The 15,301-nt window shown below is 39.8% G+C and carries 14 protein-coding genes and 1 tRNA gene; 7 read left to right on the plus strand and 8 right to left on the minus strand.

Going from position 1 to position 15,301, the window contains the following annotated elements; genetic code table 11:
* Positions 1-373: 373 nt before the first annotated feature.
* The 3 genes from B4N43_RS13160 to B4N43_RS13170 all read left to right on the plus strand — a co-directional run bounded on the left by B4N43_RS13160 (position 374) and on the right by B4N43_RS13170 (position 3,458).
* Positions 374-435, plus strand: a tRNA-OTHER gene (locus B4N43_RS13160).
* A gap of 404 nt (positions 436-839) precedes the next feature.
* Positions 840-1,934, plus strand: a complete 1,095-nt coding sequence (locus tag B4N43_RS13165) for a slipin family protein (protein WP_286735239.1) — start codon at positions 840-842, stop codon at positions 1,932-1,934.
* Between the two features lie 102 nt (positions 1,935-2,036).
* Positions 2,037-3,458: an RtcB family protein gene (locus B4N43_RS13170; protein ID WP_286735241.1), complete on the plus strand. Its 1,422-nt coding sequence runs from the start codon at positions 2,037-2,039 to the stop codon at positions 3,456-3,458.
* Between the two features lie 81 nt (positions 3,459-3,539).
* On the opposite strand, the gene B4N43_RS13175 is transcribed toward B4N43_RS13170, so the two are convergent.
* The 4 genes from B4N43_RS13175 to B4N43_RS13190 form a co-directional block, all read right to left on the minus strand.
* Entirely contained in the window at positions 3,540-4,835 is a 1,296-nt protein-coding gene (locus B4N43_RS13175; protein WP_286735243.1) for a chloride channel protein, read from the minus strand.
* 94 nt (positions 4,836-4,929) lie between these two features.
* The gene (locus tag B4N43_RS13180) at positions 4,930-5,388 is read right to left on the minus strand and encodes a GyrI-like domain-containing protein (RefSeq protein WP_286735244.1); all 459 of its coding nucleotides are present in this window, start codon (positions 5,386-5,388) and stop codon (positions 4,930-4,932) included.
* Between the two features lie 61 nt (positions 5,389-5,449).
* On the minus strand, positions 5,450-6,307 hold the full coding sequence (locus B4N43_RS13185) for a DUF6265 family protein (protein ID WP_286735245.1): 858 nt from the start codon (positions 6,305-6,307) through the stop codon (positions 5,450-5,452).
* A gap of 35 nt (positions 6,308-6,342) precedes the next feature.
* Positions 6,343-6,900, minus strand: coding sequence for a DUF4256 domain-containing protein (locus tag B4N43_RS13190; RefSeq protein ID WP_286735246.1), 558 nt, complete (start codon positions 6,898-6,900; stop codon positions 6,343-6,345).
* Between the two features lie 133 nt (positions 6,901-7,033).
* On the opposite strand from B4N43_RS13190, the gene B4N43_RS13195 reads away from it, so the two are divergent.
* Positions 7,034-7,903 carry a DUF808 domain-containing protein gene (locus B4N43_RS13195; protein ID WP_286735248.1) on the plus strand — a complete coding sequence of 290 codons (870 nt, stop codon included), beginning with the start codon at positions 7,034-7,036 and terminating at the stop codon, positions 7,901-7,903.
* A gap of 83 nt (positions 7,904-7,986) precedes the next feature.
* Here the strand turns inward: B4N43_RS13195 and B4N43_RS13200 are convergent, their stop codons facing one another.
* The 4 genes from B4N43_RS13200 to acnA all read right to left on the minus strand — a co-directional run bounded on the left by B4N43_RS13200 (position 7,987) and on the right by acnA (position 13,140).
* A complete protein-coding gene (locus B4N43_RS13200; RefSeq protein WP_376749079.1) occupies positions 7,987-8,220 on the minus strand; it encodes a WG repeat-containing protein in 234 nt (77 codons plus the stop codon).
* A gap of 105 nt (positions 8,221-8,325) precedes the next feature.
* Complete coding sequence (locus tag B4N43_RS13205; RefSeq protein ID WP_286735250.1) at positions 8,326-9,372, minus strand: WG repeat-containing protein; 1,047 nt, start codon at positions 9,370-9,372, stop codon at positions 8,326-8,328.
* Between the two features lie 138 nt (positions 9,373-9,510).
* Complete coding sequence (locus B4N43_RS13210; protein ID WP_286735252.1) at positions 9,511-10,095, minus strand: pentapeptide repeat-containing protein; 585 nt, start codon at positions 10,093-10,095, stop codon at positions 9,511-9,513.
* 276 nt (positions 10,096-10,371) lie between these two features.
* Positions 10,372-13,140 carry an aconitate hydratase AcnA gene (gene acnA / locus B4N43_RS13215; RefSeq protein ID WP_286735254.1) on the minus strand — a complete coding sequence of 923 codons (2,769 nt, stop codon included), beginning with the start codon at positions 13,138-13,140 and terminating at the stop codon, positions 10,372-10,374.
* Positions 13,141-13,370: 230 nt separating this feature from the next.
* Between acnA and B4N43_RS13220 the strand changes: the two genes are divergently transcribed.
* The 3 genes from B4N43_RS13220 (at position 13,371) to B4N43_RS13230 (ending at position 15,221) form a co-directional block, all read left to right on the plus strand.
* Positions 13,371-13,901, plus strand: a complete 531-nt coding sequence (locus B4N43_RS13220; protein ID WP_248931729.1) for a TlpA family protein disulfide reductase — start codon at positions 13,371-13,373, stop codon at positions 13,899-13,901.
* Positions 13,902-14,014: 113 nt separating this feature from the next.
* Positions 14,015-14,956 carry a homoserine O-acetyltransferase MetA gene (metA, locus tag B4N43_RS13225; protein WP_075992669.1) on the plus strand — a complete coding sequence of 314 codons (942 nt, stop codon included), beginning with the start codon at positions 14,015-14,017 and terminating at the stop codon, positions 14,954-14,956.
* 61 nt (positions 14,957-15,017) lie between these two features.
* Positions 15,018-15,221 (plus strand): hypothetical protein, encoded by a 204-nt coding sequence (locus B4N43_RS13230; protein ID WP_075992668.1) that lies wholly within the window; start codon positions 15,018-15,020, stop codon positions 15,219-15,221.
* The last annotated feature ends 80 nt before the right edge of the window (positions 15,222-15,301 follow it).

The raw sequence follows: 15,301 nt of genomic DNA on the forward strand, positions 1-15,301 counted from the left end.
CGTAGTTCAGGACTTCTAATTTTTCTCGATACTAATTATTTGTTTTTTATTGTCTATATATCAGTATTTTATATTTTTTTATAAATTTTCTTATTTCTTTTTATTGTTACGCAAATTCCCTGCGTATTAAGCCAACGATATTTGTAATGTCAACAGTGACAAACGTTCTTTGATGGAAATTATAGCGAAAAGCTTTAAGATATATACTTCATTATGAAGTATAAAAGAGCCTTTCTTCTTCAGATGGCATCCTGGTCACCTGTTTCAGTATAGCAGGTTAGTATTGTTCTCTATGAGCTTCAATATACTGATAAAACGAGAAGTTGAAAGGAAAGTGCTCGTGTTAGAGGTTCGAATCCTCTCCTGTAAAAAAGGTAGCTCAAGGGTAGAGCAAAGCAGTTAGTTGTGGGTCGTAGGTTCGATTCCTACTCCTGAGCAATCAGGATAGTTCAGTCTGGTTAGAATAACAACACAATCGTGTGGGTTCGAATCCCACTTCCATTTTCGGATGGAATAGCATAAGGGTATTGCATCGAACTGTCCATTCGGACATTCAAAGTTAAGACTTTCTTCAAAAAGGTCATTTGGTAGAAGCTTGCTATCTTTTATCCTGCTTATGCGCTGTTTCCATGCGATTGAGCAATTGATTGATGGCCTGAGATTCCTAAGATGAGGTGTCTAGATTTATCATAAAAAGCCATGACAATAAGATGGGGTATTTGTTCATCGACTTTTGATTTTAAAAAAGGGTACCAGGACTTTCGAATCCCGCTTGAGGTCAAGGGATAAAAAATAGCAGGTTTTATAATAGAAATGAGGAAAATTTAAAAGAATATACAATGAAAAGAGTACAGCTAACTACAGACGAAATCGGATTGGTTGTTAAGAACAATGCGGTGATCCGTGTTTTGAAATCCGGTAACTACTGGTTGGGATTTGGTGAAAAACTGGAGAAGTACACGACGACTCATCCATTTCCTTCCGGTCGCAATGTCGATGTACTGTTGCAGTTGACAGGTTTTCGCGAATTGGTCGATATCGTTGAAGTAGGTGATGCGGAGATCTGTCTTGTTTTTTTGAATGGTAATTTTGAAAAGACGTTAGCGTCTGGCAGACATGTTTTTTGGAAGGAATTGCGCGAACGCAGATTTCAATTGGAAGACATTACGGAGATTGATATCCCTGCATCTGTTAACCGTCAATTGCTGGAGAAGCAAAGCTTAGGCTATTATGTACGTCAATATATGATTGAACCAAATGAGAAAGCGCTGTTTTTTGTAGACGGTGTGTTTGTAGATATTTTGAAGTCGGGAACGTATTGTTGGTGGAAGAATGCAAAAACCATAGCGATTTCAAAAGCTGATATGAGAGTCTTGACGTTGGAGGTGGTAGGACAGGAGATCTTGTCCAAAGATAAGGCACAGATCAGAATCAATTTCACGCTGCAATATCAGATTGTGGATATTGTCAAAGCGCTATTGGATAATAAAGAATATGAAAAGCAATTGTATTCGTTGATGCAGTTGACCTTACGGTCCTATATTGGCCAGATGACTTTGGACGAGTTGATGGAGCGAAAGACCGAAATACAGGGCTATGTCTTAGAAAATACATTGCCACAAGTCGCGGGCTTGGGTATAACACTGTTGACCTGCGGCGTTAAAGATGTTATTCTACCAGGAGATGTGCGGGACATCATGAACCAGGTGTTGATTGCGGAGAAGAGGGCACAGGCAAATAGCATCATGCGTCGTGAAGAGACTGCTTCAACACGGAGTTTGTTGAATACCGCGAAGCTGATGGAAGAGAACAGTATGTTGTTTAAATTGAAGGAAATGGAATATGTCGAAAAGATTGCTGAAAAGATCAATACGATTTCGGTTTCGGGAAATGGACAGATTGTTGACCAGCTTAAGCAATTGTTTGTGAAATAAAAGATTAATAAGTTGAAAGAGGTGCAGGTAGCAACGTAAAGAGATGTTGTTACCTGCTTTGGAGAAGTTGTATGGCTGCTCCATCAAAAAAGAAAGTAAAAAATGGAAAATAAGAGAATAAATGGCAATGATTTAATTGCATTAGGGTATAAAGAGAATCATTCCTTGGGCGTGGCATTAAAGATCAATAGTAAAAGACACGGTTTTACGCGGGTAGAAATGCTCGAAAAGTTCAAGTCTGTTCTGGAAGATCCGACCAGCTATTCAGAAGATGCTGTTTTCGGAATTTTGGCCCATGCTATACTTGGGCAAGAGGCTGTTGATAAGTCGTTAATTGCATTGAACGAGACTCCGGCGGAATATACGATTTATGGTGCATCTGAAATCGAAACAGGGGCGAAAGCTCAAATGAGTGTTGCCATGAAATTACCTGTTTCAGTTGCCGGAGCGTTGATGCCAGATGCGCATCAAGGATATGGGTTGCCAATTGGTGGCGTACTGGCGACTAATAATGCGGTGATTCCTTATGGGGTCGGTGTTGATATTGGCTGTCGTATGGCTTTATCGATCTTTGATTTGCCAGCCTCATTTTTGGAAGACAATTTAATGACCTTGAAAGACATTATTCTGCGTAATAGTAAGTTTGGTGCTGGCAATGGATATTTGAGACATGAACGTGTAGATCATGCTGTATTGGATAACGAGTTGTTCACTGAGAACAGCTTCCTTTCCGCATTGAAGGATAAAGCCTGGACGCAATTGGGATCTTCAGGTGGGGGGAATCATTTTGTGGAGTTTGGTATAGTCGAATTTGAAGAAAGAGATGAGGTTTTGAACATTGATAGCGGAGCCTATTTAGGCTTATTGACCCATTCAGGTTCAAGAGGAATGGGCGCTACCATTGCGGCACATTATACCAAGTTGGCTAAATCCTTGTGTAAGTTGCCTTACCAAGCTGAAAATCTGGCCTATTTAGACTTAGATACTCATGAAGGGCAAGAGTATTGGCTAGCGATGAATCTCGCCGGCGACTATGCGTCAGCTTGCCATGAAGTGATCCATGAAAAGATTACGGTGGCTTTAGGGGCCGAATTGTTGGCGAAGGTTGAAAATCACCACAATTTTGCATGGAAGGAAACGTGGAATGGTCAAGAGGTTATTGTCCATCGAAAAGGTGCTACGCCAGCTGCAAAAGGGGTTATGGGGATTATTCCAGGCTCCATGGCTACACCAGGATTTTTGGTTCGTGGAAAAGGGGAGTCGAATGCGATACAATCGGCATCTCATGGGGCAGGTCGACTGATGAGCCGTACACAAGCGATTAAAACGCTATCTTCCCATGATCTCCATTCGATGCTTAAAGATAAAGGTATTATGTTGCTTGGGGCAGGGATGGATGAAGCGCCGATGGCCTATAAAGACATCCATACTGTAATGGCTTCACAAAAAGATCTTGTTGATGTCGTGGCAAAATTTTCGCCCAAGATAGTCCGTATGGCAGATGATGGAAGCAGGGAAGATTAAATCATGAAAAAAGCGCATCAAATACATTTGATGCGCTTTTTTATTGTAATTTGATCATGTTTTGTTGATCAATGCGTGAGATTAAAGTGGTTTGGCTGTCGCCACTTCCTTATAGGTGTATACATTATAAGGATATAGTTTTTTTGCCAGCGCTTTCGCAATAAAACTACTGATGAGTAGCGGTGCTAGTAATAAATAGCCTGAAGGAACAAGGCTTGCAATAATAAAGATTGCCGTAAATGGTGCGTGTATAGCCGCAGAAAGCATTGCTGCAGCACCGAAAAGAGCAAAATTTATAACCACCAATTGTGTGCCTAGGTAATGATTACAAAGCTGTGCAAACAAGACGCCTAACAATGCACCGGTAACAATACTTGGGGCAAAAACGCCGCCATCACCACCTGCACCTAACGTCAAAGAGGCTACAAAAGGTTTTAAGAGAACAAGCAGGATCAGCGGAAGAAAGTATAGTAAATTGACAGAATCATGCAGACTGCTTTTTAGAATTTCTCCAAGACCATGATAGCTGTCGCCATACAGTGCCGGCAAGAAAAAGATTAACGTCCCAACAGTGATTGCGCCCAAATTGACACGGATAAAATTACTTTTTATGCCTGCAAAATAGGACTTTGCATAAATAACAATTTTAGTAAAATATAACGCTAAGATCCCGCCAATCAGTCCTAAAATAGCGACAAAAGGGATCGCCTGCCATCGCCATGCTTTTACCTCAAATGTAAATAAAGGACTTGCGTCAAGGTAATAGACAAATACGGACGCCACAGCCATTGAAGTTATTCCACTAATGAGTAAAGTCTTATTATATCTCCGTGCAATAACCTCAAAAGCAAAAAGAAAACCACCCAATGCGCTTCCAAACAACAGTGTGACTCCAGCAATTACGCCTGCGCAGATCAACTCGGTTTTGTAGGCCCAAGCCGGATGTAATCTCTTATATGCTTGGTTACCTACTGTGGCTGTGGCAACAACTGTGGAGACTTCAACACCGGTTGAACCACCAAAAATTACAGTTAGAAAACCATTGATATAATGTGATGGAATCTTAAAAAAAGGCAAATGGTCTTTTCTTGTTTCCAATGTTGTATAGATTTCTTTGATCCCTTTGTTTTTTCTGTTTTGAAAAGCGTATTTCCGTAAGAAATAAATAGCTGTAATACCTATGCTGGGTAGAATAATAAACAGTTTAGGATTCCAGGAAGATACTCTTTCAAACAATTCTTCCTGTACATAACCTGTGCTGTGCTTGAGGCTGTATGCCAATAAGCAACAAATGATACTAACGAGAGCTGAACTTCCAATTAATTTTAAATAGCTATATCGAACAACTTTTTTTCTGTATGTCGTATTGCCTTGCATAATGTTTTTCTTTAAATCGGCACAAAGGTAAGGGTTATTTAGTTTAAAATAAATGATAAATACCTTAAGACATACTTTTTGTTACGGTATACCGCTAATGGATACCTATATATATATCCACCTTTGCATCTTGTGGATTTTGGGCTTTTTCGCCATATATTTCGAAGTCTGCGGCATACGTTCTTGGTAAATCCGAACTCCATATCTTTTGCCAAGTTTCATAAACGATCCCATCTTCTAAACTTCCTTCTGCAGTAAAGTGTTGGTAACGATTTTCAGCGATATGAATACCGTCCAAGTCTTCGGGCACTTCTTCAAGATTGCTCACTTTACAGCCCAAGAAAGTGGTATAAGGTAAGGTGTGATCCTTTTCATATTCGGTATAGATACAGTAGAGTTCGCTGGATATCTTATTGGGAATACGGCTTAATACATCTTCTTTAAAAAAGCGGCTCCAAAGTTCCGGAATGTCCTTAGCTGCCTGTCCATCTTGGTTGCTCGTACGGATGGCAAGGCCAATTATACTGAATGAAGGGATTGTTTTATTTTTCATGACTTTTAGTTTTCCCCAAAGTTAGATCGACAAATGACAGCTGTATGTCACGAACAAACAGCTAATGTTGTTTTTTCCAGATTTTATCTACTTGAGACAGGTATTCTGCCAAAGCAGCTGAACCATACCAAGGGTAAAATGAAGCTTCTAAGAGACCATTCTTTATCGCTGGATCGTTTTCTAAAATATGCTTTGCGGCATCAATAGAAGCCAAGTTATTTAAGATAAAAAGCCCCCGGAAGTTATTGTCATTTTTCCCAAACGGGCCAGCAACAATCAGTTTCCCATTTTTTACGAGAAGATTGATATTTTCCATGTGACCTTTGAAACATGCATTAATAAATTGTTTGTCTGTTGTTTTGTTCTCGCCAGTTTTCAGGAGGACAAAGATGTAGGATTTCATTCCATAATCATCGGCCCCTAATTTTTTTGCGAGTTCCTGATCGTAATTTGGATTCGCTAGGGTCGTTGCGGGTACGATTTTAGTCGCATAAAAAGATCTGACTTTTCCCGATTTTCCTTCCACTGCAATATGAAGTCGGTTTGTAGCGACTCGTGTATATCGAATGTAATTAGGGAAATCATGGGCCTCATTGACAAAAGAATAGGTACTATCCTGATAATTTAGCTCAAAATTGACTTCTTTCCCATTGTTTTGTCCGATGACCAGTGCTGTATATATGATTTTATCCTTTTTTTTGGTCAATTTTAGGTATTCACTGACTATCTTTTGGCCATTTTTCAACGCATAGGAAAGGCCTTTTAATTCATGTTCGTTTATACGATCCCATTGTTCGTATTCCTCTTTATTGTCAACCTTCCACGTCCCTTCTAAGAAAGAAGGAAAAGAGACTTGTGAAAAGAGTGGTTGAGCAGCTCCCAAGCAAAAGAGTAGGGTAGCGATTAAAATTGTTTTCATATAGGTTTTATATTTTGATGGTTAAGTGCTTTTATTTAAAGAAAAAGTATGGCACGAAAGCCCCGTGCCGCATAATAGGAGATCGCGCCATTATGATAGGTGAAAACTTGGTTGTAACGTCTGTCACCGAATAAGGCGCCACCAAGCTTACGAATGGCCTCCGGAGTTTGTATCCAGCTGGAAGTTTTTAAATCAAATTCACCTAACATTTGGAGTTGGCGATATTGTTGTTCAGAAAGCAGCTCGGTTCCCATTTTTTTAGCTTCTTCGACAGCACTTCCAATAGGTTTGTTTTCCTTTCTGTCATCTAAGGCTTTTTGGTCAAAACAGAGGCTTCTCCTTCCTTTGGGACTTTCTTCTGTACAATCCACAAAAGCATACTGCTTTTTGTTTGGATCAATAATAACAAGGTCGGGCTCGCCAGCGCTCTTTTCCATTTGGAACAAGCTCCATAATTTTTGGGGGCTTTCAAGCAATTTATGCACTACTTCGTCCCAGCTGATCTGTGGGTGTCGTTTGGGGAATTTCTGAAACCTTTCTTTTAGCGTTTCAAGTAGCATTGACTGTTCCTCTTGTGTAAGCGAATTTTTCATAATGGTTGTCCTTGTGGTATTAAAATTACGTATTTAATTCAAATGTAATGTAGCTTGATATTGCAAATGGATTAAATTCCTTATTTCAGAATTGAATTAAATTTATATTTTTACGTTCAATTTTTATATAACTATGGCTTCAGGAATATTTGCAATTCTAGATGATATTGCAGCGTTAATGGATGATGTGGCAGTAGCGAGTAAAATCGCAACAAAAAAAACTGCTGGAATCTTAGGTGACGATTTAGCGGTTAATGCCGAGAAAGCGACTGGCTTTTTAGCTTCACGCGAGCTCCCGGTTTTATGGGCAATTACAAAGGGCTCACTGCTCAATAAGTTGATAATTGTACCAATAGCATTATTACTGAATGTCTTTTTTCCAATTGCCATCAAATATATTTTAATCTTGGGAGGCTTCTATCTTGCTTTTGAAGGTGTTGAGAAGATTATTGAATACCTGTTCCATCGCAAACATCCTACGGAGGAAACAAAAGTGGAGACTGTCGTTGCTGAAAACTCAGTTGCCGCTGAAAAAGCGAAGGTAAAATCGGCTATTACTACAGATTTTATTCTTTCTGTGGAAATCGTCATTATTGCTTTGGGAACGGTTCTGGGAAAAAGCTTATCCTTACAAATTATTACGGTTTCGGTTGTTGCTTTTCTAGCCACAGTCGGAGTCTATGGTATTGTAGCACTTATCGTTCGTATGGACGATGCAGGTTATAAATTAATTAAAACCTCCCGTGAAAAAGGTCCTGTTGCGAGCCTAGGTCGGTTTTTAGTCCGTGCGCTACCCTTTGTTATCAAATTATTGGCTGTTGTAGGTACATTTGCTTTAATTCTGGTTTCAGGCGGAATATTTGCGCATTATATTGATTTCTTACACCATGCGCTACCAACTCTGCCAGGAATGATAAAAGAGCTGTTATTTGGCCTAGGAGGAGGTATTATCGTGGTGATTTTATTTACGATCGGCAAAAAGCTGTTTAAAAGGAAAAAATAAACTCCTATTGATCTTTGATGATCGGCAAGCGTATAACAAAAAAGGCAGCAGGTATATCTGCTGCCTTTTTTGGTTTCTGGTTCTTAAATTGTGTCTGTTGCCTCTGCCGCGGCATCCATTTCTACACGTTCACCTTTTGTATTAATCAAAATTACATCGTCCGAATCCGCTAATGAGACAGAAGCTACACCATCACTGAAAGAGGTGGCCCCGCTGTATATAAACGGTATGGCCACTTTTCCCTGGCCATCTAAATAACCATATTTTCCATCTTTACTAGCAAGGAAAAGATTAGGTTCTTCTGTAACTGAAATCAAATCGTAGTCGGGAGCAACGATTTTATTGGTTTTTATTTCGGTAAGATTATACGTGTCGTTTTCAATACTGATGAAATGCGTTGAATTATTTTCAGAAATATAGCTTTAGGTCGCCGGGACAATTATTTTGCCCGCCTGATTCAATATACCATATTTATTTTTCTGCTGAAATACGGCATAACCACCGTTAATGAACGATATCATATCATAATTTGCGGAAATTAAAATTTTGCCAGATTTATCCATGACCCCATATTTTTCGTTTAGTCCAAAAACCAGTTGTCCAAGGTGATCATCGTATCCTAAATAATCGTATTGGAAGGGAATGATTGGTTTACCGGCCAGATTAATGGCACCATATTTTTCATTTTTATATTGAACTATACTAATATCGCCAACAAATGGTGCGATGTATAGATATTGTGCTGGTACAATTGTTTTTTCTTCACCGTCTTGTACCCCTAGGAGATTAGTTGCAGCATCTTCAAATAAATACAGGTTTTCAGCAATCTGGTTGCTTTCTTCCGAATCTTCCTCGTCGTCATAAATGGATGCTACTTGCTCATAATCCTCAGGAACGATAAAATCTTTATCGTCCAGTTGGCTATCGGCGATGTTCTGGGCAATCATATCCATTCCAAGAGGTGTTGTTAACTGCAGCACCGCCCCGGGGATTTTTTTAAACAGATCAAATCCCTCCCAATAGGTGGCTGGCAATTTATCGCTATACCAGATCGATAAGGTGCTGTTTTCGTCATTATCTTCTGAAATAGGAATTTCGACCTGAGCTAGTTTGCAGGGATAACCGGCAATCATTTTCGTCTGGTTTGGGACGAATTTGATTGCATGTGGGCTGAGCGCATTTTCTTTAACGACGTATTTTGCCAGTCCTGGGTACAATATAATTGATTGCTCTTCATTTTTTTTAATGAGAAAGATTGACTCTTCGCCGTCTCCGGAAGCCGATATGACTTTTATTTTATCATTGTTAACATACGCTTCGTACACAGAAACTGGAGCTGCTTGTGCTTCTTCACTGGGATCGACAGGATACGTAATAGCATAGTTGATCTTGAATGCTTTATTGATCTGTGCAAACGACATTGTGCTGGCCGCTAAGATAGCTGCGAATGATAGGGATATTTTTTTCATCTTCTTAAACTTTGAATGACAAATATCCTGATTCAAAGTGGGGAGTTTTATCCCTGAAATCCGTTATTTAACGATAAATCAACATGTTTCAATTGAATACATTGATTTTGGCAGTTAGCTGAACGGCCTTTCCCATATTTAATCAATAATCAGCTGATATTTAAGTAGTAGGCCAGGTAGTTGTTCCGGGCCAAATTTACTTTTTTTCATACGATTGACCTCAGGATCTAGCTGGATATTGATCGAAGACCGAAAATCGCAGCCCTCGAGATTGCATTGTACAAAGCGGGCATTTAGCAAATTCGTTTTTTTAAACAGCACCTGTTGGAGGTTGGCCCGTTCAAAATCCACATGTTGCAAAGAGCATTGTTCAAACTGGAACTTCTTTATATTTCTTTCAAAAAAAGAGGAGTAATCCAGAACCGAGTTGCTGAAATTGGCATGAAAGGAAAATGAACTACATTCATTAAAGTGTATGCCGAGCATTTTGCAGTCATTAAAAACAACATGATCTAATTGTGTGCCCTTTAGACTGACATTGGAAAGATTACATGATTTAAATTCACAATTTGTGAATAGGAGATCTACGAGTTCTGCGTTCTGGAAATCACATTGCTCAAAGGTGCATTTGTAGAATTCCTGAACTTGCTTCAGTTCAGCTGTAAATGTTTGTTTAGAGATTGTTTTTTCGACAAGTTCTTCCATTCTGTATCGTGTTGGCATTGATTTTAGCGAAAATAAGGAATTCTGCCGAATGATTTTACTTTAAAATAAAGTCAAAGGCGCTATTTTCGCTTGCGAACAAAATACCTGATTTCAGGGATAAAAAGTGGGATTTTTTATGGCTATTTTTGGCGTAGCCATAAAACATACTTCTTGGGGTGCTGGGTGTAAGACTGAAGTATTGTAGAACTTTGGTAGGTTTTTATATAGTTGTTAAAGGGCACTGATCAGTGCCCTTTACTATTTTAGGTATTCCGATTCTCTATTTGCACAATGTTAGTTGTTCTTTAAATACTGACGCAGTACATATTGTAGAATACCGTCATTCTTAAAATACTCTATTTCAATGGCTGAATCGAGTCTTGCTTTCACTTGAAAATTGGTTACTGTTCCATTGTCATGTACCGCCTTTACCGAAAGAAGTTTATGGGGTGTTAAATCGGTCTCAAGTCCTGAGATGCTATAGACTTCTGTCCCATCTAGTCCTAATTTCTCTGCGTTTTCGTCATTGATAAATACAAGCGGTGCTACGCCCATACCGACAAGATTACTTCGGTGGATACGCTCGAAACTTTCAGCAATAACCGCACGCACGCCAAGGAGAAATGTTCCCTTTGCTGCCCAATCTCTGGAGGAACCCGAACCATACTCTTTTCCTGCCAGTACGATGAGCGCTGTGTTGTTTTTGCGGTATTCCATTGCGGTTTCATACACCGTCTTCACCTCATTGGTGGGGAAGTAACGGCTAAATCCACCCTCACGATCGGTAATTTTGTTTTTAATACGCACATTGGCAAATGTTCCGCGCATCATGACTTCGTGGTTCCCACGTCTAGATCCATAAGAATTGAAATCTTCTTTACTTACCTGATGTGATCTGAGGTATTGTCCAGCTGCAGTTTCTTCTTTGAATGACCCTGCGGGTGAGATATGATCTGTTGTCACCGAATCACCGAGATAAAGTAATACTCGTGCATTCTGAATATCCTGTATTGGATTAGGAACGGCTTGTAGATTTTCAAAAAATGGCGATTCTTTGATGTAGGTGGACGTGTTGTCCCACTGGTAATTTTGATCAAGATTCACTTCAAGTTCTTGCCAGTCTGTCGACCCGTCGAAGATGACATCATAGACTTCTTGGAAATCCGATTGTTTGACGCAGGCATTGACGGTTTCGATAATATCCTCGCGGCTTGGCCAAATATCTTTCAGATATACGGGCTGACCGTTAGGGTCGTAATCCAATGGTTCCTCCAAGAGATTAATATCCACTCTTCCGACCAGCGCATAGGCCACAACAAGCATTGGCGACATTAAGAAGTTCATTTTGACCTGTGGATGCACACGGGCCTCAAAATTTCGGTTACCAGATAATACCGAGGCAACAATCAGTTCACCTTTTTCTACCGCTTCTGCTATCTGTGGTGGAAGAGGACCGGAGTTTCCAATACAGGAGGTACAACCGTAACCTACAGTGTGAAAACGCAGGGCATCAAGATCAGCACTAAGTCCTGATCTTTCAAGGTATTGTGTAACGACTTTTGAGCCAGGGGCTAAAGAGGTCTTTACCCAGGATTTGGTGCGAAGTCCGCGTTCGATGGCGTTACGGGCCAATAATCCTGCACCGATCATGACAGTAGGGTTCGAGGTATTGGTACAGCTTGTTATAGCTGCAATCGCAATACTGCCATCGCTGACAATATACTCCTTATGATTGTGTTTGATGCGAACGGCATGAATAGACTCTTGAATAACTTCATGCGGTGAATCATGTTCGACAGGTACCTTACCAAAGGTAAACTCTGTGCCAGAGCCGCCGTCAGCAAGCCAGGCAGATTCCGATCGCTGTAAAACAGGGACATATTGTCGATGGTGTTCGCTGTCTAAGAGTTGTGAAAATGTGGTTTTTAAATCCTTCACTAGAATTTTATCCTGAGGCCTTTTGGGGCCAGATACAGTTGGTTCAAGGCTCGATAAATTGAATTCAACAACCGACGAATATTGAATTTCTTCCTTGCCCGTGCGCCAGAGTAAGTTGCTTTTACAATAATCTTCAACAATTTTAATCTGCTCTGCACTTCTATTGGTGCTATGCATGTATTCAAGGGTTCGGTCATCAATCGGAAAATAGGTAACCGTACAGCCAAATTCTGGGGACATATTGGAGATTGTCGCACGATCTGTCACCGAAAGGCTGTCCAATCCATCGCCAAATACTTCAACAAATTTACCCACAACACCTTTATCGCGAAGTATTTTTGTTATCGAAAGGACCATGTCTGTGGCGGTGCATGTCGCTGGTATCTTGCCCATAAGTTTAAGGCCGATAACTTCAGGACAGGTGAAAAAGATGGGTTGTCCAAGCATGGCTGCTTCAGCCTCAATGCCACCAACTCCCCAACCTAGTACACCAATACCATTCACCATTGGTGTATGCGAATCCGTCCCTACTAAGGTATCCGGAAAAAGCCAATTGTCGCGTTCAATTACTCCTTTGGCAAGATATTCCAAATTGACCTGATGGCAGATACCCATACCCGGAGGAACAACAGTGAAATTTTTCAATCCTTTCTGTGCCCATTTAAGGAGTTCATAACGCTCGCGGTTGCGTTCATATTCCAACTCGACATTCTTGTCATACGAGTAGTCTGTGCCAAAGTAGTCGACCTGAACGGAATGATCTATGACTAGATCCACAGGGATAGCGGGATTTATTTTTTGTCCATCCTTGCCATGACGGATGAATTCGGCACGTAGGGAAGCCATATCGACTACAGCAGGTACTCCGGTAAAATCCTGCATTAAAATTCTGGCCGGTTTGAAGGGTATATCTTTGTCAACAGGCTGTGGAGTCCAATGAATCAGGGTATTGACATGCTCGTCCGTGATACTGAATCCATCATGGTTACGCAATACATTTTCCAGTAGTATCCGGATGCTAAATGGCAGGTGCGTGATATTACCTTCAGGAAGATCTTTAATAGCACTATACTGGTAAACTTTTCCGTTAATTTCAATTTCTCGTATTGATTTCTCTTTGCTCATATTCATTTACTTATTTTCATACTATATAATACACATATCCCCGAATTTGTTTGTAATATCTTTTACACATATCTTTCGGCTTTTGTATTCCAAAACGGAATTTATGCCTATATCGGCGCTAAATAATGAATTAAAAAATAGGATAAAAAAAGATTGCTTTTTCTGATTTAGAGACAATCAAATTAGGATGCAAACGTTATGTTAATGTTTATGCTTAGAAACAGTGTTGTATGAGAAAAAGAGTAAATTATACTGTCCTTTTCTTGGTTAGTTTGTTGTTTTGCAGCCCATTTCCGGGTAAAGCAAGTACACTTTCTGTTGCCGAAGGGGAGGACAATGGCTGGACCGAAGGATATGATCTTAGTTTTAGGGACAGTAAAAACAATGTGTTGACCCTAAATCAACTCAAGGGGAAAGTTGTGGTTATTAATTTATGGGCGACATGGTGCCCACCTTGTCTTGCGGAGATGCCTTCATTGGATCAACTCTATAAGGATTTTAAAAGCAACGATAGTATTATTATTTTGTCTGTCGATATTGATGGAAATCTTAGCGCTTCGAGGAAATTTATGGCGAAAAGGAAATATAGTCTACCTGTCTATCAATTAAATTCGGCGTTGCCGAATGGATTGAGTACCACAAGCATACCCACAACAATTATTTTGGACAAGGCTGGTAAGCTGGTCATTAAGCATGTAGGTGGAATGAATTTTGGGTCGCAGAAATTCAGAAAATCCCTATTGGATTTAAGTAAGGAATAGATTTTGATGTTGGAGATTATATTAATATAATGGAAGATAATTTATGTTTCATTTAGCATTTATGGCATTTTCTTGCTAATTTTGCATGCTAATTGTATAAGGAGAAATTATCTATGCCGGTCAAACTTCCTAATAACCTTCCTGCCATTGAGCTGTTGAAAAAGGAGAATATATTTGTCATGAGTGATTTAAGAGCAAATGAGCAGGACATTAGACCGCTTCGCGTTTTAGTGCTGAACTTGATGCCGCTTAAAATTACGACAGAGACAGATTTTATTCGTTTGCTGTCAAATAATCCTTTGCAGGTGGAAATGGAATTTTTGCGACTTGAAACGCATGTGTCAAAGAACACTCCTGAAGAGCATTTGGAAATGTTTTATAAGAGCCTCACTGAGGTTAAGGAGAATTTCTACGACGGAATGATTATTACGGGGGCTCCAGTTGAAATGGTTGCTTTCGAGGAAGTGACCTACTGGGCAGAAATTCAGACCATCTTCGATTGGGCACGAACCCATGTAACATCAAGTTTGTATATCTGTTGGGCATCTCAAGCTGCATTGTATCATTTCTATGGTGTAGAGAAGAAGCCATTAGCGGAAAAGCTTTTTGGTGTATTTAAGCATACTACGTTAAACAAAAGACATCCGCTATTCCGTGGATTTGATGATGAGTTCTTTATACCGCACAGCCGCCATACGACCATTGAGAAGAATGATCTACTGGCGAAAGAGGGTTTAGAAATTCTTTCGGAATCGCCGGAAGCAGGTATTGCTATTGTTTCTTCACGAGGTGGACGAGAATTTTATTTGACGGGACATTCAGAATATGCTCCTTTTACATTGGACGAAGAGTATAAAAGAGACTTAGAAAAAGGGCAGGAGATTGCTATGCCTGCAAATTATTATGTCGATGACAATCCCGAAAATCGTCCTCTAGTGCGTTGGACAAGCCATGCGAACCTGCTTTTCAATAACTGGTTGAATTACTTCGTGTATCAAGAAACTCCTTTTGATCTGAAAGATGTGGTTTACTTAGGCGAAATCAAACAAGGATAATTTAATTCATTTCAAACAAAAACGGCTAAAAAAGCATTCTATTCATGTTAAGTGATTAAATATGAAAAAGACTGCTTTACTAGTTGGTTCTGTTCTTTCATTTTTTGTATTGAAAGCACAGGTTACGCAAGAAGAAAATCAAAAACTGAAAGAAGCGAATGGTACTTTATGGTATGCTAATCCGTGGGTCTGGATCGCTGGTATCGCTTTATTCTTCCTTATTTTTATCCTTATACTACGCAAATCAACCCGCAATAAAGCATAGACCCAGCTATGCTTCTTACTTTTGGTTGTCATTAGAACCATATTTGTTGCATCAACAATAGAAGAACTTTTCTTAAGTTT

Origin of the sequence: Sphingobacterium sp. UBA1897 (assembly GCF_002337775.1) — a bacterium.
GTDB classification, from domain to species: Bacteria; Bacteroidota; Bacteroidia; order Sphingobacteriales; family Sphingobacteriaceae; genus Sphingobacterium; species Sphingobacterium siyangense.

Bases quoted from the DNA above. Each gene is read 5' to 3' on its own strand.
- B4N43_RS13165 (WP_286735239.1), top strand. From the start codon at position 840: ATGAAAAGAGTACAGCTAACTACAGACGAAATCGGATTGGTTGTTAAG.
- B4N43_RS13170 (WP_286735241.1), top strand. From the start codon at position 2,037: ATGGAAAATAAGAGAATAAATGGCAATGATTTAATTGCATTAGGGTAT.
- B4N43_RS13175 (WP_286735243.1), bottom strand. From the start codon at position 4,835: ATGCAAGGCAATACGACATACAGAAAAAAAGTTGTTCGATATAGCTAT.
- B4N43_RS13180 (WP_286735244.1), bottom strand. From the start codon at position 5,388: ATGAAAAATAAAACAATCCCTTCATTCAGTATAATTGGCCTTGCCATC.
- B4N43_RS13185 (WP_286735245.1), bottom strand. From the start codon at position 6,307: ATGAAAACAATTTTAATCGCTACCCTACTCTTTTGCTTGGGAGCTGCT.
- B4N43_RS13190 (WP_286735246.1), bottom strand. From the start codon at position 6,900: ATGAAAAATTCGCTTACACAAGAGGAACAGTCAATGCTACTTGAAACG.
- B4N43_RS13195 (WP_286735248.1), top strand. From the start codon at position 7,034: ATGGCTTCAGGAATATTTGCAATTCTAGATGATATTGCAGCGTTAATG.
- B4N43_RS13205 (WP_286735250.1), bottom strand. From the start codon at position 9,372: ATGAAAAAAATATCCCTATCATTCGCAGCTATCTTAGCGGCCAGCACA.
- B4N43_RS13210 (WP_286735252.1), bottom strand. From the start codon at position 10,095: ATGCCAACACGATACAGAATGGAAGAACTTGTCGAAAAAACAATCTCT.
- acnA (WP_286735254.1), bottom strand. From the start codon at position 13,140: ATGAGCAAAGAGAAATCAATACGAGAAATTGAAATTAACGGAAAAGTT.
- B4N43_RS13220 (WP_248931729.1), top strand. From the start codon at position 13,371: ATGAGAAAAAGAGTAAATTATACTGTCCTTTTCTTGGTTAGTTTGTTG.
- metA (WP_075992669.1), top strand. From the start codon at position 14,015: ATGCCGGTCAAACTTCCTAATAACCTTCCTGCCATTGAGCTGTTGAAA.
- B4N43_RS13230 (WP_075992668.1), top strand. From the start codon at position 15,018: ATGAAAAAGACTGCTTTACTAGTTGGTTCTGTTCTTTCATTTTTTGTA.